Source organism: Actinomadura scrupuli, from assembly GCF_050971785.1.
Classification (GTDB): Bacteria; Actinomycetota; Actinomycetes; order Streptosporangiales; family Streptosporangiaceae; genus Actinomadura_E; species Actinomadura_E scrupuli.
Genome location: NZ_JBPCCU010000013.1, coordinates 208780 through 234535 on the forward strand (window position 1 = coordinate 208780; position 25756 = coordinate 234535).

A 25756-nucleotide genomic window follows, 5' to 3' on the forward strand; every position below is an offset into this window, starting at 1 on the left:
CCTCAGCCCTGTGAAGCGGCCATGATGGCCTGGTTGACGTCACGGCCCTCGGCCTCGGCCCTGGCCATCGCCTCCAGGACCCGCTTGTAGTCCCTGGGCATGACCTTGGTGAACCGGTCGACGGCGATGTCCCATTCGGCGAGCAGCTTGCCCGCGACCGCGGATCCGGTCTCGGTCTGGTGCCTCTCGACGATCGACCGCAGGAAGGAGCCGTCCTCGTCGGTGAGCTCCTCGAGGGCGACCATCTCCGGGTTGACGCGCCGTTCCTGGAGGTCCAGGACATAGGCGATGCCACCCGACATGCCTGCCGCGAAGTTGCGGCCGGTCGGGCCGAGGACGACGACCCGCCCGCCGGTCATGTACTCGCAGCCGTGGTCGCCGACGCCCTCCACCACCGCGGTGGCACCGGAGTTGCGTACGGCGAACCGCTCGCCCGCCAGGCCGCGCAGGAACACCTCACCCGAGGTGGCCCCGTACAGGATGACGTTGCCGGCGATGATCTGCTCCTCGGCCACGAACGGCGCGGCCGGGTCCGGCTGAACGATGACGCGTCCGCCGGACAGGCCCTTGCCGACGTAGTCGTTGGCGTCCCCGACCAGCCGGAGCGTGATGCCGCGCGGCACGAACGCCCCGAACGACTGCCCGGCCGACCCGGTGAAGGTGACGTCGATGGTGTCGTCGGGTAGGCCCCGGCCGCCCCACTTGCGGGTCACCTGGTGGCCGAGCATCGTGCCGACCGTCCGGTTGACGTTGCGGATCGGCATCTCCAGCGTGACCTTGTCGCCGTAGGCGATGGCGCCCTCGGCGAGCTGGATCAGGGTGTTGTCCAGTGCCTTCTCCAGCCCGTGGTCCTGGACGACGGTCCGGCGCAGCGGCGTGCCGTCGGGCAGCCGCGGCCGGTGCAGGATGGGGCTCAGGTCCAGCCCCGAGGCCTTCCAGTGCGAGACGGCCTCACGGGTGTCGATGTACTCGACGTGCCCGATGGCCTCGTCGAGGGACCGGAAGCCCAGCTGCGCGAGGTACTCGCGGACCTCCTCGGCGATGAACTCGAAGAAGTTGACCACGAACTCGGGCTTGCCGTTGAACCGCTCCCGCAGCACCGGGTTCTGGGTGGCGACGCCCACCGGGCAGGTGTCGAGGTGGCACACCCGCATCATGACGCAGCCGGAGACCACCAGCGGCGCCGTGGCGAAGCCGTACTCCTCGGCGCCCAGCAGGGCGGCGATGACCACGTCACGGCCGGTCTTCATCTGCCCGTCGGCCTGCACGACGATGCGGTCCCGCAGGCCGTTGAGCAGCAGGGTCTGCTGGGTGTCGGCCAGGCCGAGCTCCCAGGGCGCCCCGGCGTGCTTGAGCGAGGTCAGGGGCGAGGCGCCGGTGCCGCCGTCGTGACCGGAGATCAGCACGACGTCCGCGTGCGCCTTGGAGACGCCCGCCGCGACCGTGCCGACCCCGACCTCGGCGACGAGCTTGACGTGCACCCGCGCGACCGGGTTGGAGTTCTTGAGGTCGTGGATGAGCTGGGCGAGGTCCTCGATCGAGTAGATGTCGTGGTGGGGGGGCGGCGAGATGAGGCCGACGCCCGCGGTCGAGTGCCGGGTCTTGGCGATCCACGGGTAGACCTTGTGGCCGGGCAGCTGGCCGCCCTCACCGGGCTTGGCGCCCTGCGCCATCTTGATCTGGATGTCGTCGGCGTTGGTGAGGTACTCCGACGTGACACCGAACCGGCCCGACGCCACCTGCTTGACGGCGCTGCGCCGCAGGTCACCGTCGGCGTCCGGGGTGAACCGCTCGGGGTCCTCGCCGCCCTCGCCGGTGTTGGACTTGCCGCCCAGCCGGTTCATGGCGATGGCGAGGGTCTCGTGCGCCTCCGCCGAGATGGAGCCGTACGACATGGCGCCGGTGGAGAACCGCTTGACGATCTCGGAGACCGGCTCGACCTCCTCGATCGGCACCGGTGGCCGGACGCCCTCGCGCAGCCGGAACAGGCCGCGCAGGGTCATCAGCCGCGACGACTGGTCGTCGACGAGCCGGGTGTAGTCCTTGAACAGCTCGTACCTGCGGGTCCGGGTGGCGTGCTGCAGGCGGAAGACCGTCTCGGGGTTGAACAGGTGCAGCTCGCCCTCGCGGCGCCACTGGTACTCGCCGCCGTCCTCGAGCGTGCGGTGCGCCGGGTCGTTGCCGCTGCGCGGGTAGGCGCGCCGGTGCCGCTCGGCGACCTCACGGGCGACGACGTCGAAGCCGACGCCGCCGAGCCGGGAGGTGGTGCCGGTGAAGCACCGGTCCACGACCTCGCTGCCGAGGCCGATCGCCTCGAAGATCTGCGCGCCGGTGTAGGACGCGACCGTGGACACGCCCATCTTGGACATGATCTTGAGGACGCCCTTGCCGTACGCCTTCACCAGGTTGCGGGCGGCCTTGGCCGGGTCGAGGCCCTCGAGCGCCCCGGTGTGGACCAGGTCCACGACCGTCTCGATGGCGAGGTAGGGGTTGACCGCCGAGGCGCCGTAGCCGATGAGCAGCGCCATGTGGTGGCACTCACGGGCCTCGGCGGTCTCGATGATCAGGCCGACCTGGGTCCGGGTCTTCTCCCGGATCAGGTGGTGGTGGACCGCGCCGGTGAGCAGCAGCGACGGGATGGCGGCCTTCCCGGCGGCCGAGCCGCGGTCGGAGAGCACGATGACGCGCGCCCCGCCGGCGATGGCCTCCGAGACCTCGTCGCAGATCTCCTCGATCCGGTGCTGGAGCGCCTCGCCGCCACCGCCGACGTCGTAGAGCCCCTGGACCAGGTAGGCCTGGAGGCCGGGCAGCGCGCCCTCGTCGTTGATGTGGATGATCTTGGCGAGCTCGTCGTTGTCCAGGATCGGGGTGGGCAGCACCAGCCGGCGGCAGGACTCCGGACCCGGGTCGAGCAGGTTGCTCTCCGGGCCGAGCGTGGACTGCAGGGAGGTCACCATCTCCTCCCGGATGGCGTCCAGCGGCGGGTTGGTGACCTGCGCGAAGAGCTGCTTGAAGTAGTCGAAGAGCAGCCGGGGCCGCTCCGACAGGGCGGCGATGGGGGTGTCGGTGCCCATGGAGCCGATCGGCTCGGCACCGGTCCTGGCCATGGGGGTGAGGAGGATCCGCAGTTCCTCCTGGGTGTAGCCGAAGGTCTGCTGCCGCTTGACCAGGGTGTCGTGGGTGGGGATCTCCCGCGCCCGGGTCGGCAGCTCCTCGAACCGCACGAGGCCGTCGTGCAGCCACTGCGCGTACGGGTGCTCGGCGGCGAGCTCGGCCTTGATCTCGTCGTCCTCGATGATGCGGCCCTTGGCGGTGTCGACCAGGAAGATCCGGCCCGGCTGCAGCCGGCCCTTGCGGACCACGGTCGCCGGGTCGAGGTCGAGCACGCCGGCCTCGCTGGAGAGCACGACGAAGCCCTGGTCGGTCACCCAGAACCGCCCGGGGCGCAGGCCGTTGCGGTCCAGGACCGCGCCGACGACGGTGCCGTCGGTGAAGGTGACGCTGGCCGGGCCGTCCCAGGCCTCCATCAGCGTCGAGTGGAACTCGTAGAAGGCCCGGCGGGCCGGGTCCATCTCGGTGTGGTTCTCCCACGCCTCCGGGATCATCATCAGCACCGAGTGCGCCAGCGACCTGCCACCGAGGTGCAGCAGCTCCAGGCACTCGTCAAAGGAGGCGGTGTCGCTGGCCACCTCGTCGATGACCGGGAAGGTCCGGGACAGGTCTCCGGGGATCAGGTCGGAGGCCAGCAGCGCCTCGCGGGCCCGCATCCAGTTGCGGTTGCCCTTGACCGTGTTGATCTCACCGTTGTGCGCGAGATAGCGGTACGGGTGCGCCAGCTCCCATGCCGGGAAGGTGTTGGTGGAGAACCGCGAGTGCACCAGGGCGATGGCGCTGGCGTAGCGGCGGTCCGACAGGTCGGGGAAGAACGGCTCCAGCTGCGGAGTCGTCAGCATCCCCTTGTAGACGATCGTGCGGCTGGACAGGCTCGGGAAGTAGACCGAGGTGTCCTGCTCCACGCGCTCGCGCATGCAGAACACCAGCCGGTCCAGCTCGATGCCCGACCTGCCGTCCTTCGCGCTCACGAACAGCTGCGCGAAGTGCGGGATGACCCTGCGGGCCGTCGGACCGCAGAAGTGCGGGTCGTGGGGCAGCTCGCGCCAGCCCAGCACGGTCAGGCCCTCCTCCTCCGCGGTGTCGGCGATGGCCGCCACCGTGGCGGCGCGCTCCGCGCCGTCCAGGGGCAGGAAGCCGATGCCCACGGCGTAGGAACCTGCCTCGGGCAGCGGGAAGTCGACGACCTCGCGGAGGAACGCGTCCGGGATCTGGGTGAGGATGCCCGCGCCGTCACCGTCGTCGGGTTCCGCGCCCTTGGCGCCACGGTGATCCAGGTTGCGCAGGACGGTCAGGGCCTTCTCGACGATGTCGTGGCTCTTACGTCCGTGCAGATCGGCCACCATGCCGACGCCACAGGCGTCGTGCTCGTTGGCCGGGTCGTACAGGCCCTGGCTCTCAGGCCGACCAGGTGTGAGGGCAGCAGCCGCCATTGACCCTCCCGTCGTCATCTCACTGCTCCGATGTCAGTGCAGTCGGGGACGGCGTTGGCCCTGCTGCGGTGTAAAGAGGTTACCTCACTGCCGGGATCATGCCCGACTGACCTAGATCGCGAAACTTACCGCGCGCTTGCACTACTGATGTGTTCGCTTTCCGCGTACGGAGGGTCATTTCGGGGTGACCGTGCGGCTTCGGCGTCGCTGAGTCCCCCGCGGTACCACCGCGGCGGTTCTTGCCCCCCTAGCTATAACCAGGATAGCCGGGACGTTAAACCCCAAATACCCATCTATCGGTGACGATGATCACCGGTGGACGGGTGCGGGGGGGCGCGGAGGCCGAGGTCAGCGGTGTGCCGCGACCCTGCCGTAGACCGCTGGAGCGTTACCGGCGGTGACGAGAAGGGAGATCAGGGAGGGGTCCTTCGCGTCGCCGGTGCCGTCGAGCCGCTGGACCCAGGCGACGACGGCGTAGTGGCCCATGGCGGCGCCGCGCGCCATGCCGAACCCCCGCCCGAACCCGTCGAGCGGGGCCGGCGCGGGCAGCGGCCGGACGAAACCCGAGCCCGTACCCGGGGTGATCGTGTGCACGAACCGGCCGGTGTCGACGGCGTGCGCCAGGTTGAAGACGGCGAAGAGCGCCGCGTAGCCCTTCTTCTCGTCGGCGTAGACGCCGCGCACGGCCTGGGTGCAGCCGGCCTTACGGAGCACGTCGGCGGCCACGGCCCCCCAGACCGCCTCGGCGCAGTCGGTGTCGATCCGCTGGTCGCGCAGCTCCAGCCGGGCGTGCGTGGTCCCGTCGGTGAGGGTGGTCCTGCCCCGGGGGAAGACCTCGTCGGCGGTGAGCGGGCTCCCGTCGGCGGAGCGCTCCCCGATCACGTCGAAGGTCGGGGTGGAGGGCGCGTCGGAGTAGACCGCCGGAACCGAGCCGCCCGCGGCGGGCCCGGCCGGACGGGCGGGCCGCCGGGGATCGGATCCGCCGTTCAGGACGAGGAAGGCGACGGCGCCCAGGACCACCACCGCGAGCACGGCAGCGGTGCCGTAGAACATCGCCGGGGGGACGCCGCGGCGCCTGCCGCCGGTGCCGCCCGGCCGGGCCTGACCGCCGGTACGGGGCCTGCCACCGGGACGGTCCCGGCCGCCGCCCGCCGGAGCGGGCCTGCCGGTACGGGGTGGCCCGCCGGCCTTGCCCCGGCGCGGATCGGCGGCCTGGCGGGGAGCGCCCGCACGGCGCCCGGCGGTGCCGCGGCTCGTGCCCCGGTCCCGGCCGGCGGCGCCCGTGCGGCGGGCACCGCCGCCTCGCGGGTCGGGGTCGAAGCTCACGGGCGGCCCGGGATCAGTTGTCGGCCAGCACGAGCCGGCCCCAGACGAAGTCCGCGGCGCGCTCGATGGCGAGGCTCGCGTCGAGCAGTTCGTTCATTGAGTCCGGCCGCGCCCCGCCCTTGCGCTGCACCCAGCTGATCACGACGTAGTGGCCGTAGATCTCGGGATACGCGGCGCTGAAGCCGGCCCCGAAGTTCGTCAGGCCGTTCGCGGCCAGCGGGAGCGTGAATCCGCCGTTGACCTGGGGGTCGAGATCCCGGACGATCTGCTCGGAGCCCTCGATCCGGTCGAGGTTGAGGGCGACGAACTGGCCCACGTACCGCTGGTCGGTGCTGCGGTAGGCCCCGCGAACGACCTGCGTACAGCCGAACTTCTGCAGGTCGGCCTTGAGCCGGTCGCCCCAGACCGCGGCACGGCAGTTCCCGGACACCTCGGAACGGACCAGGCTGAAGGTGTACTTGCCGTGCGAGACCGACTTGGCCTCGTCGGTGAAGACCTCGCCCTCGTTGAGGGGGCGCTGGTCACCGCCCGCACGCAGGTTCAGCTTCTTGGTGCCCTCGTTGGCCGCCGTCGGCACGTACACCGTGGGCAGGACCGAGCCGCCGCCGGACGCCGCGTTGGTGTCCCCGCCGGTGAAGGAGGCGACCGCGACCACCACGACGGCCGCGACCACCACCACGAGGGCGACACCGAGGCCGATCATCTTGGTTCTGCGGCTGAGACCCGGCCGGTCGTCCGGCCAGAAGTCGTCCTCATCGGTCTTGCGCGCCCTCACGGGAGAGCCCGTGTCGCTCACTGTTCCTCCGGTTCACTTCGCTCACTCAGCGGGCGGAACATCGCCGCTCGCGGGCGTCGCTCACGACGGGTGAGCCTATCGCTCCCCATCACTTTCGCGGGCACAAACAGCCGTTTCATCCGCTTTTGCCGCCCGTCAAAGACCGCTTGTACCGATGAGCGCCCCGACCCCGTACGTGAACGCCGCGGCGGCGCCACCCAGCAGCAGCTGGCGCAGCCCGCTGAACCACCATGACCGGGCGGTCACCCGGGAGACCAGCGCGCCGGCCGCGAACAGGCCGACCCCCGCGAGGGCACCGGCCGGCCAGAGCTCGCCGGCGCCCAGCAGGTACGGCAGGACGGGCAGCAAGGCGCCCAGGGCGAAGAACAGGAACGACGAACCGGCGGCCACCAGGGGCGACGGCAGGTTGCCGGGGTCGATGCCGAGCTCCTCGCGGGCGTGGATCTCCAGTGCCTCGTCGGGGCTGCGGGAGAGCTGCCTGGCGACCTCGGCGGCCAGCTTCGCGTCCAGGCCCCGGGCCTGGTAGAGCTGCGCCAGCTCGGCCTCCTCGGCCTTGGCGTTGTTGACCAGCTCGTCGAGCTCCACCGCGATCTCGGCCTGGGCCAGCTCCGACTGGGAGGCCACCGAGATGTACTCCCCCGCGGCCATCGAGAAGGCGCCCGCCGCGAGCCCGGCCAGCCCGGCCAGCACGATGACGTGCTGCGAGGCCCGCCCGCCGGCGATCCCGGCGATGAGCGCGAAGTTGGAGACCAGCCCGTCCATCGCCCCGAACACCGACGGCCGCAGCCATCCTCCGGTCACGTCCCGGTGCTCGTGGTGGATCTCGGAGGTGACGGTCCGCTGGACTCCGGAGCCCTCGGGCTCGGTCACGGAGCCTCCTTGGCCGTCGCTCTCGCCCCTCCGGCCCTGCGCTCGTCACCTCCGGGCTCCTCCGCACCCGCCTCGGTGTCACCGGCGGCCGGCCCGGCCTCAGGGGTGCCGGCCGGGGAGTCCTCGGCCGGGGAGTCGTCGGTCTCGGAGTCGTCGGTCTCCCACCACCTCTTGGCGGCCGGAATCCCCGCGCGCTCCCCGGCCTGCTCCTCCGCGGGTACGGCATGATCCGCGGAGAGGACCTCGGTCTCCTCCAGAGGCCCGTCCTCGTCCTCCAGAGCGCCGTCCTCGGCCGCTTCGTCCTCGTCGCCGGCGGTCTCGCCGAACGGCTCGTCCGTGGCGGACCGGTCCGCGGTCTCCGCTGGGCGCTCGTCGCGCGGGGACGGGTCCGCGGTCTCCTCGAGCGGCCCGTCCTCGTCGCCGGAGGGGTCCCCGGCGTCCTCGGCCGACTCGTCCTCCAGGCCCGGATCCTCGGCGTCGTCGAAGGGGCCGTCCTGCCGGGGAAGATCCGCCTCGTCGGGAAGGTCAGTCTCCCCGGAGAGGTCCGCGGTCTCCGCGGCGGGCTCCTGCTCACCGGCCGGGACTGCGACCGGCTCGTCGTGATCGGCGTGGCCATCGGCCGGCCCCGTGGGCGCCGCCTCCCAGGCCACGGGCGCGCCGGCGGGCTCCTCCGCCGCTTCTCCGGCGGGCTCGGCGACGGCCCACGGTTCCACGGCGGACGCCCGCGTCCCGGAGGACGCCTGTCCGGCGGGCTCGTCGTGATCGTGCCGCACCGCACCGGCACCGCCGGGCGGCTCCGGGTCGGCCGCCGGCTCGTCGCCACCGGGCTCGGCGCGGGTCTCCACGACCTCCTGGACGTCGCTCTTGTCGCGGTTGACGTACAGGTACGCGGCCGCGCCGAGGAAGACGACCAGGGCCGTGTAGTCGTTGAGCCGCAGCCCGAGGAAATGGTGGGCGCTGTCGATGCGCAGCCACTCGATCCAGGCCCTGCCGACGGTGTAGGCGGCGACGTAGAGGGCGAAGCTGCGCCCGTAGTTGAGCCGGTACCGCTTGCCCGCCCAGATCACCAGGATCGCGATGCCGAAGCACCACAGCGACTCGTACAGGAAGGTGGGGTGGTAGTTCGCGACATCGGCGTAACGCGGGTCGAGGCTGCCGTCGGGGAGCCTCGGCCGGTGGTCCTGGTCGATCGTCACCGCCCACGGCAGCGAGGTCGGGCGCCCGTACAGCTCCTGGTTGAACCAGTTCCCCCAGCGGCCGATGCCCTGCGCCAGCGCGATGCCCGGCGCGACGGCGTCGGCGAAGACCCGCAGGTTCACGCCGCGGCGTCGGCAGCCGATGGCGGCGCCCACCGCGCCGAGCGCGACCGCGCCCCAGATGCCCAGGCCGCCGTTCCAGACCTTGAGGGCGTCGAGCGGGTGCCGGCCCGAGCCGAAGTACATCTGGTTGTCGGTGATGACGTGGTACAGCCGCCCGCCGATCAGGCCGAACGGCACCGCCCACACGGCGATGTCGATGACGACGCCGGGGGTCCCCCCGCGCGCGGCCCAGCGGCGTTCACCGAGCCAGACGGCGACGACGATCCCAAGAATGATCATGAGAGCGTACGCGCGGAGCGGGAAGGGCCCGAGGTGCCAGACTCCCTGCGACGGGCTCGGGAAGGCGAGCGGATGCTGCATGAGCGTTGACGTTACCGCCTCCGCGGACCTCGTGCGCCGCAGGTCCCCTCACCGGTGAGAAGATCCTGCGGCACACGCGGCCCCGGCTAGCTCCGGGCGGGCGCGGGCGCGCTCTGCGCCCCGCCGGCCGCCGCGAGGATCGCCTTGCGGAGGCCGTCCACGGTGAAGGTCTGGGCGGTGCCCAGCGTCTTGCCGTCGAGCTTGATGGTCGGGGTCGAGGTGACCTTGGCGGTCTGCACCGCGTACTGCGTCATCGACGCGACCTGGGCGTACTTCTCGTGGTTGGCGACGCACTTCCCGAAGGCCGGGCCGTGGATGCCGGCCTTGCCGGCCCAGGAGATCAGATCGTCGTTGGAGAAGCCGGTGTCGCCCTCCTTCGGCTGGTGCCGGTAGATCAGGTCGTGGAATGGGATCCACCGGTCGGCCGGGGCGCACAGCGCGGCGTTGGCCGCGCGCAGGGAGTTGGACTTCATCGGCTCCTGCCGGAACAGCTGGAAGGGCCGGTAGACCACCCGTACCTTGCGCGCGGCCGCCAGCTGCTTGATCGTCTGTCCGTTGAGCTTCTCGAACTCCTTGCAGCTCGGGCACTGGAAGTCCTCGAAGATCTCGAGTACCGGCCGCTCGACGCCGGGCTCGGCCATCACGACCGACCCGTCGGCCTGCCGGGTCGCCGGGACGACCGGGCCCTGGTTGGCGCTGGGCTCGTCATCGCCGGACCGGGTCAGCACCACGGTGAAGACGACGATGGCTATCACCGCCACGGCGCCCAGGGAGATCATCAGCGCCCGCGCCTGCTTCTGCCGCTTGGCGTGACGCTCGCGTTCCTCGGCCAGTCGTTCGCGCGCCGTCCGATCCCTGGCGGCCTTGCCCATCAGATCCCCCCGAATCCGCCACGCCGCACCCCCGTGCGGGGCCGCGCATCGTGTACGGCCGGTCGATCACTGGTGACCGGCCGTACACGACCTTACGAGAGGACGCGCGGCAGCGGGCGGAACCCCTACTTCTTCGGAGTGGCCGAACCGCTCGGCGCGGGGGTGGTGGCCGGCGTGGTCTTCGGAGCGGCGGCCACGATGGCCGCCTCCAGCGCCTGCGGGTTCATGATCTGACCCTCCAGGTTGAGCGCCTTCCCGTCCAGGTAGACCGTCGGGGTGCCGGTGACCTTACGGTCGTTCAGCGCGTTCTTGGTCATCTGGTCGAGCTGGGCGCCCTTCTGGGTGCCGGACACGCACTTGTCGAACGTGGCGTCCCCGAAGCCGAGGTCCTTCGCCCAGAGGTTGAGGTCCTTGACCTCGAAGCCGTTCGACCCTTCCTTCGGCTGGTACTTGTAGAGCGTGTCGTGGTAGGAGACCCACTTGTCCGCCGGGGCGCACAGCGCGGCGTTGGCCGCGCGCCGGGAGTTGGTCGACAGCGGCGCCTGCTGGAACAGCTGGAACGGTCGGTAGACCACTTTGACCTTGCCCGACGCCGCCAGCTTCTTGATCGTGGAACCGCTCAGCTGCTCGAACTCCTTGCAGATCGGGCACTGGAAGTCCTCGAAGATCTCCAGCAGCGGAGCGGCCGTGCCCTGGGCCGCCATCACGACCGAGCCGTCGGCCTCGCGGCTGACCGGGGCCAGCGGGCCGCTGTAGGCGGTGGCCTGCTGGTTCCGGGTCTCCTTCTTGTTGGCGTAGTAGACCCCGATCCCGACGACCAGCGCCAGGATCGCGATGGCGGAAAGGCTGATCATCACCGCTCTGGCCCGCTTCTGCTTGAGCGCCTGCTTCCTGCGCTCCTCGGCGAGGCGCTCGCGGGCCGTCCGCTGCCGCGCAGCCTTACTCATCGGGGGTCTCCTCTAGGTCGTCTCCCCGGCCGCGCCGATCGCGGTACCGGGGAGGAAGGGGTCGAGTGGGGGGACGCACGGGAGCTCGGTCAGTCGCCGTACAGCCCGAGGATCCGGTCGAGCGCCAGCTTGCTCTTGGGCAGCACCACGATCCAGGCCGCCAGGGCGAGGAAACCGAGGTCCCGCAGGATCTCCTGAAGATAACGGGTCTGGCCCTCGCCGACCGCGCCACCCCCGCCGAAGCAGCCGCAGTCGATCGACAGGCCGCGAGCCCAGGCCGAGATGATCCCGGCGATGAAAATGATCATAAGGAGCCCGCCCGCAGCGGCGACGAACCGCGTCGCGAAGCCGAGCACCAGCATCCCCGCCAGGCACATCTCCAAGATAGGCAGCCCGATGCCGACGACGCCGACCAGCCCCTCGGGAAGGATCTGGTACGCCGAGACGGCGAGCTTCTGCAGAGCCGGCGGCTGGCTGAACTTCGCCCAGCCCGCCAGGAACAGGACCACGGCGAGACCCAGCCTGGCAAGGGTCGTCAGCCACGGCTGGATCACCGTCCAGCCGCCGAAGCGGGCCGATCGCCTCTCGGCGGTGTCGGTCGCCATCGTTCCCTCATCTCTGTCCGTCGGGGGGGCCGGGTGCCGCCCGGGTACGGCGCGACCAGCGCGTCGAACCTTACGCGACCCGGCATAAGCGGCCTGTTAGCACCGCCTGGGGACACGGTGCCCCATCCTGCCACGCGTCCCGCGGGCGGCGTAGGCCCTTGGGCGCGGTGCCCCCTGAGCCTCGCCCGGTGCTCCTGGCGGTGCTTTCCAGTGCTTCTCTGTCAGTGCTTCTGGCGGACGCCCTCCGCCAGCTCGGCGGCGAGCTCCCGGACCGCGTCCAGGCCGGCGGCCGGCGTCGGCGCGTCGAGCAGCCGGCGGATGAACGCCGAGCCCACGATGACCCCGTCCGCGAACTGCGCGACCTCGGCCGCCTGCGCTCCGGTGCCGACGCCCAGGCCGAGCCCGACCGGCAGGCCGGCCTGGGCCGTGCCGGTCGCCTGCACCGCGGAGATCGCCTTGCGGGTGCGCTCCACGAGCAGCGGGGCCCCGGTGTCGACGGCGGAGCGGGCGCCGGTGACGCCCATCAGCGAGGCAGCGTAGACGAAGCCCCGGCAGACCTTGGTGATCTTCTCGAGCCGCTCGTCGGTGGAGCTGAGCGCGACCAGGAAGATCCTGTCCAGGTCGTGGGCGTCGGAGGCGGCCAGCCAGTCCTCGCCCTCCTCGGGCGTCAGGTCCGGGGTGATGAGCCCCGACCCGCCGGCGGATTTGAGATCGCGGGCGAAGGCGTCCACGCCGTACCGGTCGACCGGGTTCCAGTAGGTCATGATCAGCGTCGGCACGCCCGTGGCGGCCACCGCCTCCACGGTGCGGAAGACGTCGGGAAGCCGGACGCCGCCCACGAGCGCCCGGTGCACCGCGTCCTGGATGGTCGGGCCGTCCATCAGCGGGTCGGTGTAGGGCAGGCCGATCTCGATGACGTCGCAGCCGCCGTCGACCATGGCCTTGGCGGCCTCGACCGCGCCCTCCACCGAGGGGAAGCCGGCCGGCAGATAGCCGACGAGCGCGGCCCGGTTCTCCGCCTTGGCCTTGTCGTACGCGCTCGTGACGCTCGTGCTCATCGGTTCGCTCCGCCCGCCCGGCGGGTGCCCGCCGTACCCGTACCTGTCGATGCCTCGCGGACGTCGCACCTGCTCATCGGTTCGCTCCGCCCGCTCGGCGGGTGCCCGCCGTACCTGTCGCCGTCGATGCCTCGCGGACGTCGCTCACTGGTCGTCCTCCGGCATGAGCCCGAAGTAGCCGGCCGCGGTGTGCATGTCCTTGTCTCCCCGGCCGGACAGGCACACGATGATCGTGGCCTCCGGGCCGAGCTCCTTGCCAACCTTGATCGCACCGGCCAGGGCGTGCGCCGACTCGATGGCCGGGATGATGCCCTCGGTCCGGCACAGCAGCGCGAAGGCGTCCATCGCCTCGGCATCGGTGATCGCCCGGTAGTCGGCGCGGCCGGTGTCGTGCAGCCACGAATGCTCCGGCCCGACGCCCGGGTAGTCCAGCCCGGCGGAGATGGAGTGCGACTCGAGGGTCTGGCCCTCCTCGTCCTGCAGGAGGTAGGTGCGCATGCCGTGGATGACCCCGACCGAGCCGGCCGAGATCGTGGCCGCGTGCCGGCCGGTCTCCACGCCGTCGCCGGCCGCCTCGAACCCGTACAGCCGGACCGACTCGTCGGGGATGAACTCGTGGAAGATGCCGATGGCGTTGGAACCGCCGCCCACGCAGGCCACGACGGCGTCCGGCAGCGCGCCGGTCATCGCCAGGCACTGCTCGCGGGCCTCGACGCCGATGACGCGCTGGAAGTCGCGGACCATCATCGGGAACGGGTGCGGCCCCATGATGGTGCCGAGGCAGTAGTGGGTGTGGTCGACGGTGGCCACCCAGTCGCGGAACGCCTCGTTGACGGCGTCCTTGAGGGTGCGGCTGCCGGTCGTCACCGGGATGACCTGGGCGCCGAGCATCCGCATCCGGGCCACGTTGAGCGCCTGCCGCCTGGTGTCGACCTCGCCCATGTAGACGGTGCACTCCAGCCCCATGAGGGCGGCGGCGGTGGCGGTCGCGACGCCGTGCTGCCCGGCACCGGTCTCGGCGATCATCCGGGTCTTGCCCATGCGCTTGGTGATCAGCGCCTGGCCGAGCACGTTGTTGACCTTGTGCGAGCCGGTGTGGTTGAGATCCTCGCGCTTGAGCAGGATGCGGGCGCCACCGGCGTGCCCGGCGAAGCGCTTGGCCTCGGTGAGCAGGCTGGGCCGCCCCGCGTAGTTGGTCAGCAGGTCGGCGAACTCCGCCTGGAAGGCGGGGTCGGTCCTGGCGGTCTCGTAGACGGTCTCGAGCTCGTCGAGCGCCGCCATGAGCGCCTCGGGAGCGAACCGCCCGCCGTGCCGGCCGAAACGGCCGGCCGCGTCGGGGACCGTGGACGCGCTGCGCGCTGCGTCGATGCTCATGAGTGATGTCCTGTCGTACGGAAAGGGCCTGTCCGGTCAGATGAGATGCGGATGGGGCCGCCATCGTTCACGCAGCATGGAATTCACTCTACTGGTCACTTGCCCTGTCGCAGCGCAGGGTGGGCGCCCGCCGCGACGAGATCCGCGACGGCGGCGCGCGGGTCCCGGCCGGTGACCAGGCTCTCCCCCACCAGCACAGCGTCGGCACCCGAGGAGGCGTAGGCGAGCAGGTCGTGCGGGCCGCGGATCCCCGACTCCGCGACCTTGACGATGTCTTTGGGGATCAGCGGGGCGACTCTGGCGAACACCCCGCGGTCCACCTTGAGGGTCTTCAGGTCCCGGACGTTGACCCCGATCAGCCGGGCCCCCGCGTCGACGGCGCGGGTGACCTCCTCCTCGGTGTGCACCTCGACCAGCGGGGTGAGCCCGATCGACTCGGCGCGCTCGACCAGCGACACCAGGGCGTCCTGGCCGAGGGCGGCGACGATGAGCAGGGCCAGGTCGGCGCCGTAGGCGCGGGCCTCCCACAGCTGGTACGAGCTGACGATGAAGTCCTTGCGCAGGATCGCCACGTCGACGTTGGCGCGGACCTCGGCGAGGTCGGCGAGGCTGCCGCCGAAGCGCCGCCCTTCGGTGAGCACGCTGATGACCTTGGCGCCGCCGGCCTGGTAGTCACGGGCCAGCGCGGACGGGTCGGCGATCGCCGCCAGCGCCCCCTTGGACGGGCTGCTGCGCTTGACCTCGGCGATGACCGAGACGCCGTCGCTCCGGAGGGCGCCGAGGGCGTCGCGGGGCTCCGCCGCGTTGGCCGCCATCTCCTTGAGGGCCTCGAGCGACGTCTCTCGCTGCCGTTCGGCGAGATCGGCCCGAACACCGTCCAGGATCTCGTCGAGCACGCTCACTTCGTCTCCTCGCCTAGCGGCTCGCCGGAGACCAACAGCGCGCCTCCGGCACGACACGACTCGCGGAACAGCGGTGCCGGAACGATCGATCCGCTCCCGGCCTGGGGGCTCGTCGCCTCGCTCACAGATCTGGGCTCACAGGTGCGGATCCCCTCGCCGGCGGTCCTCGCGAGCCTCGATCGTAGCTCGAACGATGCCGTGCCTTCGCATCCGGGCCGGGCTCAGGGGGCCAGCGCGTGCCCGAAGGGCAGGTTGCGGACGACCCAGTAAACGATCATCAAACCGATGAACGCCCAGATCACCGAGGTCCTGAACAGCGGCGAGCTGATGGTCTCACCGCGTATCACGCACGTCACCCAGCGCGTCCAGAGATAGCCCACGACCGGGATGAGCAGGAACGCGAGGGGGTTGCGGCCGAAGCCCTCGGCCACGTGGCCGTGGGCCAGCGCGTGCACCATCCGCAGTGACCCGCAGCCGGGGCAGTAGAGCCCGGTGAGCGCCAGGAACGGGCAGGTCGGGTAGTGACCGTGCTCGTTGGGGTCGACGCTCCCCACGTACGTCACGGCCGCGGCGGCCACCGCGAGCACCCCCGCCGGCGCGGCCAGCCGCAGCCATCGCGCTCGCGGCCGCCTGGGACGGGAGGGCACCTGCATGCTGGTCACGTCCCCCACCCTACGTCCGGCGGCGCCGGGGCCCCGGTCAGGCGTCCGCGGCGTAACCGACGCCGCGGACGGTGCGGATGAGGGGGCTGCCGTCGCCCAGCTTGGCGCGCAGCTGGGCGATGTGCACGTCGACCGTGCGGACGCCGGAGCTGGTGATGGAGCTCCAGGCGGCGTCGAGCAGTTGCTCCCGGGTGAAGACCCGGCCGAGGTTGGACATCAGGAACGCCAGCAGGTCGAACTCGGTGGCGGTCAGCACTGCCGGGCGGCCGCCGACGGCCACCGACCGGGTCTGCGGATCGAGCACGACGTCACCGACCCGCAGGATCCCGGCGGCGTCGCCCTGCCTGCCGCGCAGCGCCTCGCTCACCGCGGCCACCAGCAGCCGCGGGCTGAACGGGCGGGTGACCCGGTGCTCGGTGGGCCCGGGGGACTCGGCCCCGGCCGGCAGCACGCACACCACGGGCACGGGCCGTACGGCCTCGGTCACCCGCCGCAGGAGCTCCACGGGGGCGGGAACGGCCAGCGACAGGTCGAGGACCACCACGTCGGGCCGGCTCAGCGCCGCCACCGCGGGCGCCCTGGCGGGGTCGCCCTCGATCTGCACCTCGAACCCCTCGCGGGTGAGGTACAGCCGCTGGAGCTCGGCCACCCCGGGATCGTGCTCGATCACCAGTACCCGGCCGTTGTCGTCGCCGCTCATGGCTCCGCGCCCGGGCGGGCGCGCGTCGGGTGGCTCATGAGCGGTGCCGGTCCGGCCGGGCGGGGGCGGTGGGGTCCTCTCCCCGGTCGAGGGACTTCCACATGCCGAGGGGGTCGGCACCGGACCCCCCGGAAGCCTCGGAAGCCGCGTCGTCCGCCGCCGTGGCCCGCGCGGCGGGGGCGCCCGCCGGCTCGTAGCGGGCCGACATGCCGGGCCAGCGCGCGCCGCGTACGGTCACCAGCACGCCGGCGGCCAGCAGCAGCAGCCCGCCGACGGCGGAGACGGCCCACCAGGCGGTGGTGCCGACGGCAGGGTGCCCGGCCAGGCCGAGCAGCTGGCTCTTGCCCGCGGCGGCCCGCAGGACGTGCGAGCGGCCGACGGCCGTGACCGAGACGTAGGCGATCCCGGCGCCGAACACGGTGAGCAGCACGCCCACCGCGGCGCGGACCCTGCCGTGCGTGGCGAACAGCGCCGCCAGCCCGGCGAGCCCCGCCCAGCCCAGCGCGGGGGCGGCGCCGGTGAGCTCCCGGCCGGTCAGCGACCGGCCGAGCGGCACGAGGGTGTCCTGAGCGTGCACCGTGGCCCACTCCCGGCCGCCGGCCGACACGGCCAGGCCCGCCCCCGCCGCGCACAGCAGCGCGGCGACGGCGAGCTCACGACGGGTGCTCATGGGGAGGCGGGCCGCTCACCGGTGACGGAGTCGAGTACGTCGGCGTCCCAGCAGGTGCGGTCCCCGGTGTGGCAGGCGGCACCGACCTGGTCGACTTTGACCAGCAGGGCGTCGCCGTCGCAGTCGAGCGCGACCGACTTCACCCACTGCTGGTGGCCGGAGGTCTCGCCCTTCACCCAGTACTCCTGGCGGCTGCGCGACCAGTAGGTGCAGCGCCCGGTGGTGAGGGTGCGGTGCAGCGCCTCGTCGTCCATCCAGCCCATCATGAGCACCTCGCCGGTGTCATGCTGCTGGGCGATGGCGGGCACGAGGCCGTCGGACGTGCGCTTGAGGCGCGCTGCGATCTTGGGGTCCAGGTCGGACGAGCGTACGGACATGAACCCATTGTGCCGGTAGGCCGCGAGGATCGCCGCATCGGCACGGAACCACGCCGTGTCGCGGCCGGCGAACCCGGGCCGGTGACTCGCGCACAGGGCACGACACCGCCGGGCCCGATGACGCCTGCTGACGCCGATCTTCAATGGCGTCGAGCGCAATGACGACGAGCGCGACGCCAATGGGCGCAATGGCTCACGGGACGCCCGGGAGTGGTCGTCCGCACCTGGCACCTTCGGCTACGAGGCCGGCCGGCCTTCGGCGCCGATAAACGACGCTGGGGTCCACACCGCGCGGGCGATGTGGACCCCAACGACTACGACTGGGGACTTACAGGGGGCGGACCTGGTCGGCCTGCGGACCCCGGTTACCCTGCGTCACCTCGAACTCGACGCGCTGATTCTCGTCGAGGCTGCGGTACCCGGAGGACTGAATCGCCGAGTAGTGCACGAACACGTCCGGCCCGCCGCCGTCAACGGCGATGAATCCGAAACCCTTTTCGGCGTTGAACCACTTTACGGTGCCCTGCTGGGGCATGTCTTTCTCCTTGCGGCAAAACTGGGCCCACACCTCGTGGGCCCGGCTCGGTCACCGCGGAACGCCCTCGCCGTTCCGGTACGGTCCCGGAACAGCCAAAACGCCCGCTGCCATCAGTCCGCGGGCGTCTGAGACAAACGATCGAGAACCACGACTGCAACCGATGACTCCACCGTATCACCGGTAGCACAACGAATGGAGGCTCCGAACCTTTTGGAATAGGCGATGTGCGGTGGAGGGCGAGGCTTCCGATGGGCATCGGCCGATCATGCAGTCCCCTCCTTCCCACCTCACCCGGCGGCCCCTCTTTTCTCCGATGCCGACTTACCAATCCCGGTGCGTTCCGATAGGTCGATCAGATACGTCGTTGTGCGGCCCAGGAACCGTGGAGATCGGCGTAGACCCCGGGTTCGGCGACGAGATCCGCATGAGGGCCGCGCTGGACGATCCGGCCCCGGTCGAACACGATCACTTCGTCGGCGGACTCCGCGGTGGAGAGCCGGTGCGCGATCGAGATGGCCGTACGGCCTCGGGTGACCCCGTCGAGGGCGCGCTGGATGCGGACCTCGGTGGCGGGGTCCACGGCCGAGGTGGCCTCGTCCAGGACCAGCAGGTCCGGGTCGGCGATGTAGGCGCGGGCCAGCGCGACGAGCTGCCGCTCCCCCGCCGACAGCGACTCCCCGCGCTGCCCGACCGGGGTGCGCAGCCCCTGCGGCAGCCCTTCGAGCCAGTCGGCCAGCCCCAGCTCGGTGAAGGCCAGCAGCAGATCCTCGTCGGTGGCCTCCGGCCTGCCGTACCGGATGTTGTCGGCCAGCGAGGCGTCGAAGAGGAACCCGTCCTGCGGGACCATCACGATCCGCTCCCGCAGTGAGGAGAACCGGACCGTGTCGAGCGGCACCCCGTCGACCAGCACCCGGCCGGAGACCGGGTCCATGAGCCGGGTGAGCAGCTTGGCGAAGGTCGTCTTGCCGGAGCCGGTCTCGCCGACGACCGCGATGCGGCTGCGCGGCGCGATGCCCGTACTGATGCCGTGCAGCACCGGCGGGCCGCCCGGATAGGCGAAGCCGACGTCCTCGAACTCGATCTCGATCGGGCCGCGGGGCAGTTCGACGCCGTCGTCCCCGGGGTCCGCGACGTCGGGTTCGGTGTCGAGCACGCTCAGCACCCGGCGCCACCCGGCGATGGCGTTCTGCGCGTCGTTGAGCACCTCGGTGGCGGTCTGCATGGGGCTCACGAACAGGGTGACCAGGAACAGGAAGGCGATCAGCTCTCCCGCGGTCAGCCGGCCGCCGACGCCGAGCAGGGTGCCCGCGACGACCACGCCCGCGGTGGCGATCGCGGCGACCAGCTCACTGGTGGGGAAGGTGAGGGCGACCAGCGCCTGGGCCCGGGTCTGGGCGCTGCGGTGGTGTTCGACGGCCTCGTCGACACGGCGGGCGGTGCGCGCCTCGGCGCCGTACGCCCGGATGACCGAGGCGCCGACGACCGACTCGCTGACGGCGGCCAGCAGGTCGCCGACGCGCTCGCGTACCCCCATGTAGGCGGCGGAGACCAGCCGCTGGAACCGGCGCAGGGCCAGCGCCAGCGGCACGAACGACACCCAGACCAGCAGGGCCAGCGGCCAGGAGTAGATCAGCATGAGCACGCTGGCCACCACCAGCTGCCCCAAGGACACGATGAGCATCAGCCCGCCCCACTGCATGAACTGGCTGATCTGGTCGACGTCGCTGGTCACCCGGGAGACCAGGGCGCCGCGCCGTTCACCGCTCTGGGTGAGCATGGACAGGTCGTGCACGTGCCGGAAGGCCCCGATCCGCAGCGACGCCAGCCCCGATTCGGTGCTGGTGTACAGGCGGACGTTCATGGCGTACGCGCATACGGCGGTGGCCAGGACGACCACCGCGCACACCAGCACCGCGGTCCGGACGAATGCCAGGTCGGGCCCGCCGGCGACGGTCAGCCCCCGGTCGATCGTCTGCTGCACGGCCACCGGCACCACGATCCGGCCGGCGGTGGCCGCCAGGGCCAGCGCGAGCGTGCCGGCCAGGCCGGCCCGGAACTCCGGGGTCAGCCGCAGCCCGCGGCGCAGCGTGCTGAGCGCGGGCTCGGTGCGGGCGGCGTCGTCGAGGCCGGTGCCGGGTTCGGTGGTGAGCGTGGTCATGCGACGGCCTCTTCGGTGGAGTCGATCGCCTCGGGGCCGAGGACGGTGTCAGGGTCGGCGAGATCCGCGCGCGCCGCCTCGGCGCGTTCGGCCTCGGCGCGCTCGTAGGCGTTGACCAGGTTGCGGTAGCCCTCGGACCGCTCCACCAGCTCGTGGTGCGGCCCCCGGTCGAGGACGCGGCCGTGCTCGATGTAGACGACCTCGTCCGCCAGCGCGATCGTGGCCTTGCGGTAGGCCACGACGATCACGGTGGCGCCGTCCGCGCCGGACTGGGCGTCCCGCAGGCTCCGCAGGATCCGTGCCTCCACCTGCGAGTCGACGCTGGAGGTCGCGTCGTCCAGGACGAGCAGCCGGGGCTTCCGTACCAGCGCGCGGGCCAGCGCGAGGCGCTGGCGCTGACCGCCGGACAGGGTGGTGCCGCGCTCCCCCACCCGGGTGTCGAGCCCGTCCGCGAGGGCCGCGACGAAGCCCTCGGCCTGGGCTCGCCGCAGCGCCTCCCAGACCTGCTCGTCGGGGAGGTCCGCGCCGAGGGTGACGTTGCCGCGCACCGTGTCGTCGAACAGGAAGGTCTGCTGCGGGACCAGCGCCGCCGCCGCCGAGAGTCCGCCCTGGCGGATGTCACGGGCGTCGATCCCGTCCAGCAGCACGGTGCCGGCGGCCGGGTCGACGAGCCGGACGAGCAGGCTGGTCAGCGTGGACTTGCCCGACCCGGTGGGGCCGACCACCGCGACCGTGCGGCCGGGCTCGGCGGTGAAGCTCACCTCGTGCAGGACGGTGCTCTCGCCGTAGCCGAAGCGCACGTCGCGCACCTCCAGCGTGGCGGGCGCGCCCGCGTCCAGCGTCCCGGTTCCGTACGGCAGCGAGCCGGAGGCGTCCAGGACGCCGCGGACCCGGTCCCAGCCGACCACGCTGCGCGGCATCTCGGCCAGCACCCAGCCGAGCGCCCGGATCGGCCATGCCAGCAGGGTGAACAGGTAGGCCACGTGGACGAGGTCGCCCGCGGTCATCGCGCCGTGCTCCAGCCGGACCGAGCCGACCATGAGCACGGCCAGCACGCCGAGGCTCGGCAGGATCTCCAGCAGCGGGTCGAAGAGCCCGCGGATCCGGCCCACCGCGATGTTGGCGTCGCGCAGCTCCCAGGAGCGGGCGGCGAACCGCTCGGTCTCCGAGGCCTCCCGCCCGAGGGTCTTGACCACCAGGCCGCCCTCGAAGCTCTCGTGCGCGACCTCGCTCACCTCCGCCCGCAGCTGCTGGGCACGCGTCGCGATCGGCGAGAGCCTGCGCTGGTAGACGACGTTGAGCAGGGCGACCGCGGGAAAGACCAGGAAGCCGACGATCGCGACCATCACGTCGGTGAGCAGGATCGAGATGGCGGCGATGACCAGCATGAAGATCACGCCGACGGCCATCGGGAACGGCGCGATGGGGGCCCAGATCGCCTCCACGTCGGCGTTGGCGTTCGACAGCAGCTGGCCGGTGGGGTGCTTGTGATGCCAGGCCAGCGGCAGTTTGAGGTACTGCCGGGTGACCGCGCGCCGGTAGGTGGCCTGGAGCCGGTACTGCATGATCCCCGCGTAGAAGCGGCGCCCGCCGACGCCCAGCGCCTTGAGCAGGGCCACGCCGACGATCGCCAGCGCGGCCGCGGTCAGCGTGCCGGCGGTGGTACGGCCGTCGCGGAAGGCCGGCAGCACCACGTTCTGGGTGGCCCGGCCGAGCACCCAGGCCGTGCCGACGGTCATCAGGGCGTACAGACCGCTGGCCGCCACCGAGAGCGTGAACACCCGCGGCTCGGCCTTGACGGCGATCCAGAGAATCCCGAGTCCGGCGCGTAGGGTGCGGGCTTTCACCCTTTGGGCCACGAGATCCTCCTGCTGATGGTGCCGGTGAGTCACCCATGCCTACCATCCGCGGCGCCCGGAATATTCCCGCCGGCACACCGCACCCCTCCCCACCAGCGCGGACCTCTCCGCCCCGGCCTTCGCTCCCGCCGTGATCCCGGCGGCCCCGGGACGCCCCCGCGCCCGGCGTGGGGCGTTTCCCCGGCCGTGCTGCGGTTCTTCCGGTTCCCCGGGCGTTCTCCGGGCACCGCGCCTGCCGGACATGTCGGGCAGACCCACCGTTCCGGTCCGGGCGGCGCCCGCCTACCATCACGGGGGTGAGCGACTCCCTTGATCGTGGCCAGGCCGGCGATCCGGGCCGGGCCGCCAAGCCGCTGCCGCCCGCCCGGGTGGAACGGCTGGCCCTGTGCGACCTGATGCTCCGGCTCGGGCCGGACGCGCCCACCCGGTGCGCGGGCTGGACGACCGGCGACCTCGCCGCGCACCTGCTGGTCCGTGAGCACCGGCCGGACGCCGCCCCGGGCCTGGTGGTCCGGCGGCTGGCCGGGCTGACCGAGCGGGTACGCCGCCGCGCCAAGGAGACGATCGCCTTTCCCGAGCTGGTCGGGCGGGTCCGGCAGGGGCCGCCGCGCTGGTCGGTCTACGCGCTGCCGGGCATGGACTCCCTGCTCAACACCCTGGAGTACTTCGTCCACCACGAGGACGTGCTGCGTTCCCAGCCGGACTGGGCGCCCCGCGAGCTGCCCGCCGCCGTCGACGATCTGCTGTGGCGCCGGCTGCGGGCGGCCCGGTTCATCATGCGCAAGGTCCCGGCCGAGGTCACGCTGGTACGGCCCGACGGCCGGACCTTCCGGGTGAGCAAGGGCGGCAAACGCGCCCGGGTGCACGGCCCGGTGAGCGAGCTGGTGCTGTGGGTGCACGGGCGGACCGACGTCGCCCAGGTCCGCTTCACCGGCGAGGCGGACGCGGTCGAGGCCCTCGGCGCCGCCGACTGGGGCGTCTGAGCCCCAGGTCACACCCGCCGGGGCCGCCCGTTCCACAACCGGGTGGACAAAGGACTTGCCCGTTTTGAGGTCGAGTGCGCATGCTGCTGGAGTGGACGACGTCGTGATGCAATCAGCGGGCACGCTGCTCGGGCAGCTGCAACGAGGCCTTGGACGGGCCGCCAGGCGCGCGGCCCAGGTACGGGGCGCGGGTGAACTCGTCTACGAGTGCGTCCGCCGTGATCCACGGTGGGATCGCCAGGTCGAGTCGCGCAGCCTGTACTACGCGCGGCTCATGGTGGATCTCGAGGTGTCCTGCGAGCCGTTGGCCGACCACCTGTTCGACGCCGACGACCTGATCGACGGTGACGAGTGGCGGACCTCCCTGACGATCGACGTCCTGGCGGACCTGGTCCGGCTGAGCCGGCGGGAGGCGGCGGAGCCGCTACGCCGCTACGCCCTCGAGGGGGAGAACTGGTACGAAGCCCTCAACGCCCTCACCGACCTCGGCGAACCGGCCCTCACCAAGGGGCTTGCGGAGGTCGTCGTCGCCCGATGTGAGGACGACGATCTGCACTGGCTGGTCAACGATCCGGACAATCCAGTCATACAGGACTGGGCGGCGCATCATCCGCGCATCGCGGAGGCGGTACGGCGGCGTACCTGCGGACGCCAGCACCACCGCGAGCCCGACCAGTCCACCCGGTCCGACTCCGAGCTCCTCGACCTGGCCCGGCGGCCCGACGACGAGGCGGTCGCGGCGATCCTGGAGCTGGGCCGCAGACGCCATCCCGCCCTCCTCGACCTCGCCGAGGAACTGCTGCCCAGTGAGGGCCGGCAGGGCAGTGCCGTCTGCCACGCCATCCGCGACCTCGGCCCGCTCGCCCTCCCGCGGGCCCGTGTCTGGGCCACGCGGTCGCCGGGCCGCGAGAACCTGGGCATCGGCATCCTGGCCAGGTTCGGCACCCAGCAGGACGTGCCGGCGCTGCTCAACGACCTGCACCGGTCCGTCGGCAAGGAGGACTGGCGCGCCGCGGCCGGCTCGATCGAAGGGCTCGGCAGGCTACGGGCGGGCGAGGCGGTGTCCCTGCTGAAGTCCACCTGGACCGAGTCCCCGTACGCCTACCTGCGATCACGCCTGCTGACGGCCCTGATCCGGACCGCCCCGCACACCGCCGAGTCCTACGCGACCGAGGGCCTGTGGGACTGCGAGGACGACGTGCGCCAGATCGCCGCCCAGTCGAGCCCGCTGACCGACGACACCCGGCTGCGCCTGCAACGCCTGCGCGCCGACGCCGCCGAGGATCCCACCGTGTGGACCGCCGCGGGCACCCGGCTGGCCACCACACGCTGAGGCGGCCTGATCGCCAGGCGGTCCGGCATGAGGTCCAGCGGCACATGAGGTCCGGGCGGGTGGGGGATCGGCCGGGATCCGATCGGCGCCGCGCCCGGCGGCCTAGACTCGGCCCATGATCTCCCCCACCCGACGCCTGGCAGCGGCGCCGCTCGTACTGGCACTGGCCTTCGGAACAGCCGCGTGCGGCGGAGACGGCAGCGGCACGAGCTGCTCGCTCAACTCCTGCACGGTGACCTTCGACCGGGGGGTCGACGCCGACGCCTCCATCCTCGGCGTCAAGGCCGAGCTGGTCGGGGTGCGCGACGACATGGTGACCCTGCGGATCGCGGGCCAGACGGTGACGGTGCCGACCGGCGGGCAGTCGTCGGCGGACGGCTACCGCGTCTCGGTGCAGTCGGTCACCCAGAAGCAGGTGATCGTCAAGATCTCCCGGAGCTGACCCCGCTCAAGTGAGGTCGATCACCACCTTGACCTCACCGCCCTGACGGGTGAACGCCTCCGCCGCCTGCTCGAGCGGGTGCCGCCGGGTGATGATCCGCTCCAGCCAGGACCGGTCGGCCTTGGCCAGGGCGTCCGCGCCCAGCTCGTAGTGGTGCCGGTTGGCGTTGACCGAACCGAAGATCACGTCGTTCTCCAGCACGATCTCCCGGTTGACCGCGCCCACGTCGAAGTTCAGGGGACGGCCCGCGCTGGAGACCCCGGTGAGGCAGACGATGCCCGCCGCCGCGGTGTTCTCCATGGCGGTCAGCACCAGCTCCGGGGCACCGGTGGCCTCGATGATGACGTCCGGCGGGGCATGCCGGGCCGCGTCCGGGAGGGAGCCCGTGTGGTAGGTGGCCCCGAGGTCCCGGACGAGACCGGGCTTGGGGCCCGACTCGGACCGGTCCAGCACGTGGACGTCCAGCCCGCGCTGCACCCCGAGCAGCGCGGCGAGCAGCCCGATCGGGCCGGCGCCCGTGATCAGCACCCGCTCCGGGCCGAACCACGCGCGGTTGCCGATGCGATCGATGTGGTCCCAGGCCTTTGCCACGATGGTGGTCGGCTCCATCAGCATGCCGACGCTCTCCAGGCCGGGGTCCAGCCGGACCGCGTAGTCGGCTTCGACCGTCCACCGCTGCGAGCCGTACCCGTGCAGCTCCTTGATGCCGTGTTCGACGTACCTGCCGTTGCGGCACATGTCGAACTCGCCGCGGGCACAGGCCGGGCACGGCTCGGGGTCGGGCCGCCTGACGATCCCCACGACCAGGTCACCGGCCGTGAAGCCGCTGCCCTCGGGGGCCTGGAGCACCCTTCCGAGCGACTCGTGCCCGAGGACGAGCCGTTCTTCGCCGGGCGGCGCCCAGCCGTAGTCCCCGGCCGCGATCTCTCTGTCCGTTCCGCACACCCCCAGGGCGATCCCCTGGACGAGCAGGTCCCCGGGCCCGGGCACCGGCTCGGGTACGTCGGTCACCGCCAGCGATCCGGCCTGCAGTGGTACGAGGGTGAGCGCGCGCATGGTCA

22 protein-coding genes are annotated in these 25756 nt (G+C 72.0%); 3 read left to right on the top strand and 19 right to left on the bottom strand.

The genetic code is table 11. From position 1 onward, the window contains the following. Nucleotides 1-2 precede the first annotated feature (2 nt). The 18 genes from gltB to ACRYCC_RS40285 all read right to left on the bottom strand — a co-directional run bounded on the left by gltB (nucleotide 3) and on the right by ACRYCC_RS40285 (nucleotide 21937). The gene (gene gltB / locus ACRYCC_RS40200; protein WP_433819341.1) at nucleotides 3-4544 is read right to left on the bottom strand and encodes a glutamate synthase large subunit; all 4542 of its coding nucleotides are present in this window, start codon (nucleotides 4542-4544) and stop codon (nucleotides 3-5) included. A gap of 348 nt (nucleotides 4545-4892) precedes the next feature. Then, entirely contained in the window at nucleotides 4893-5870 is a 978-nt protein-coding gene (locus ACRYCC_RS40205; protein WP_433819342.1) for a hypothetical protein, read from the bottom strand. Nucleotides 5871-5883: 13 nt separating this feature from the next. Next, nucleotides 5884-6666 carry a hypothetical protein gene (locus ACRYCC_RS40210; protein ID WP_433819343.1) on the bottom strand — a complete coding sequence of 261 codons (783 nt, stop codon included), beginning with the start codon at nucleotides 6664-6666 and terminating at the stop codon, nucleotides 5884-5886. Nucleotides 6667-6801: 135 nt separating this feature from the next. Then, entirely contained in the window at nucleotides 6802-7536 is a 735-nt protein-coding gene (locus tag ACRYCC_RS40215; RefSeq protein WP_433819344.1) for a VIT1/CCC1 transporter family protein, read from the bottom strand. Beyond that, a complete protein-coding gene (gene lgt / locus ACRYCC_RS40220) occupies nucleotides 7533-9215 on the bottom strand; it encodes a prolipoprotein diacylglyceryl transferase (protein WP_433819345.1) in 1683 nt (560 codons plus the stop codon). Before lgt ends, ACRYCC_RS40215 begins: the two co-directional genes overlap by 4 nt. An 86-nt stretch (nucleotides 9216-9301) precedes the next feature. Next, entirely contained in the window at nucleotides 9302-10087 is a 786-nt protein-coding gene (locus tag ACRYCC_RS40225) for a DsbA family protein (RefSeq protein ID WP_433819346.1), read from the bottom strand. Between the two features lie 125 nt (nucleotides 10088-10212). Continuing rightward, nucleotides 10213-11034: a thioredoxin domain-containing protein gene (locus ACRYCC_RS40230; RefSeq protein ID WP_433819347.1), complete on the bottom strand. Its 822-nt coding sequence runs from the start codon at nucleotides 11032-11034 to the stop codon at nucleotides 10213-10215. A gap of 89 nt (nucleotides 11035-11123) precedes the next feature. Continuing rightward, nucleotides 11124-11639 (bottom strand): MauE/DoxX family redox-associated membrane protein, encoded by a 516-nt coding sequence (locus tag ACRYCC_RS40235; RefSeq protein ID WP_433819348.1) that lies wholly within the window; start codon nucleotides 11637-11639, stop codon nucleotides 11124-11126. Between the two features lie 221 nt (nucleotides 11640-11860). Next, on the bottom strand, nucleotides 11861-12697 hold the full coding sequence (trpA, locus tag ACRYCC_RS40240; protein ID WP_433819349.1) for a tryptophan synthase subunit alpha: 837 nt from the start codon (nucleotides 12695-12697) through the stop codon (nucleotides 11861-11863). 144 nt (nucleotides 12698-12841) lie between these two features. Next, entirely contained in the window at nucleotides 12842-14071 is a 1230-nt protein-coding gene (gene trpB, locus ACRYCC_RS40245) for a tryptophan synthase subunit beta (RefSeq protein WP_433819350.1), read from the bottom strand. Between the two features lie 95 nt (nucleotides 14072-14166). After that, nucleotides 14167-14973 carry an indole-3-glycerol phosphate synthase TrpC gene (gene trpC, locus ACRYCC_RS40250; RefSeq protein WP_433819351.1) on the bottom strand — a complete coding sequence of 269 codons (807 nt, stop codon included), beginning with the start codon at nucleotides 14971-14973 and terminating at the stop codon, nucleotides 14167-14169. A 221-nt stretch (nucleotides 14974-15194) separates the two neighbouring features. Continuing rightward, nucleotides 15195-15626, bottom strand: coding sequence for a DUF2752 domain-containing protein (locus tag ACRYCC_RS40255; RefSeq protein WP_433819387.1), 432 nt, complete (start codon nucleotides 15624-15626; stop codon nucleotides 15195-15197). 46 nt (nucleotides 15627-15672) lie between these two features. Then, the gene (locus ACRYCC_RS40260) at nucleotides 15673-16335 is read right to left on the bottom strand and encodes a response regulator transcription factor (RefSeq protein WP_433819352.1); all 663 of its coding nucleotides are present in this window, start codon (nucleotides 16333-16335) and stop codon (nucleotides 15673-15675) included. 34 nt (nucleotides 16336-16369) lie between these two features. Further along, complete coding sequence (locus tag ACRYCC_RS40265; protein WP_433819353.1) at nucleotides 16370-17005, bottom strand: Trp biosynthesis-associated membrane protein; 636 nt, start codon at nucleotides 17003-17005, stop codon at nucleotides 16370-16372. Beyond that, nucleotides 17002-17382, bottom strand: coding sequence for a phosphoribosyl-AMP cyclohydrolase (hisI, locus tag ACRYCC_RS40270; RefSeq protein ID WP_433819354.1), 381 nt, complete (start codon nucleotides 17380-17382; stop codon nucleotides 17002-17004). The genes ACRYCC_RS40265 and hisI overlap by 4 nt, the downstream gene beginning before the upstream one ends. A 328-nt stretch (nucleotides 17383-17710) precedes the next feature. Next, entirely contained in the window at nucleotides 17711-17917 is a 207-nt protein-coding gene (locus ACRYCC_RS40275) for a cold-shock protein (RefSeq protein ID WP_433819355.1), read from the bottom strand. 355 nt (nucleotides 17918-18272) lie between these two features. Further along, on the bottom strand, nucleotides 18273-20078 hold the full coding sequence (locus ACRYCC_RS40280; RefSeq protein ID WP_433819356.1) for an ABC transporter ATP-binding protein: 1806 nt from the start codon (nucleotides 20076-20078) through the stop codon (nucleotides 18273-18275). Beyond that, nucleotides 20075-21937, bottom strand: coding sequence for an ABC transporter ATP-binding protein (locus tag ACRYCC_RS40285; protein WP_433819357.1), 1863 nt, complete (start codon nucleotides 21935-21937; stop codon nucleotides 20075-20077). The genes ACRYCC_RS40280 and ACRYCC_RS40285 overlap by 4 nt, the downstream gene beginning before the upstream one ends. A 296-nt stretch (nucleotides 21938-22233) precedes the next feature. On the opposite strand from ACRYCC_RS40285, the gene ACRYCC_RS40290 reads away from it, so the two are divergent. From ACRYCC_RS40290 to ACRYCC_RS40300, 3 genes are all read left to right on the top strand, one after another. After that, nucleotides 22234-22920 (top strand): TIGR03085 family metal-binding protein, encoded by a 687-nt coding sequence (locus ACRYCC_RS40290; RefSeq protein ID WP_433819358.1) that lies wholly within the window; start codon nucleotides 22234-22236, stop codon nucleotides 22918-22920. Between the two features lie 91 nt (nucleotides 22921-23011). Beyond that, a complete protein-coding gene (locus tag ACRYCC_RS40295; RefSeq protein WP_433819359.1) occupies nucleotides 23012-24253 on the top strand; it encodes a hypothetical protein in 1242 nt (413 codons plus the stop codon). A 115-nt stretch (nucleotides 24254-24368) separates the two neighbouring features. Beyond that, nucleotides 24369-24695: a hypothetical protein gene (locus ACRYCC_RS40300; protein WP_433819360.1), complete on the top strand. Its 327-nt coding sequence runs from the start codon at nucleotides 24369-24371 to the stop codon at nucleotides 24693-24695. Nucleotides 24696-24701: 6 nt separating this feature from the next. Here the strand turns inward: ACRYCC_RS40300 and ACRYCC_RS40305 are convergent, their stop codons facing one another. Further along, the gene (locus tag ACRYCC_RS40305; RefSeq protein ID WP_433819388.1) at nucleotides 24702-25751 is read right to left on the bottom strand and encodes a glucose 1-dehydrogenase; all 1050 of its coding nucleotides are present in this window, start codon (nucleotides 25749-25751) and stop codon (nucleotides 24702-24704) included. Between the last annotated feature and the right edge of the window lie 5 nt (nucleotides 25752-25756).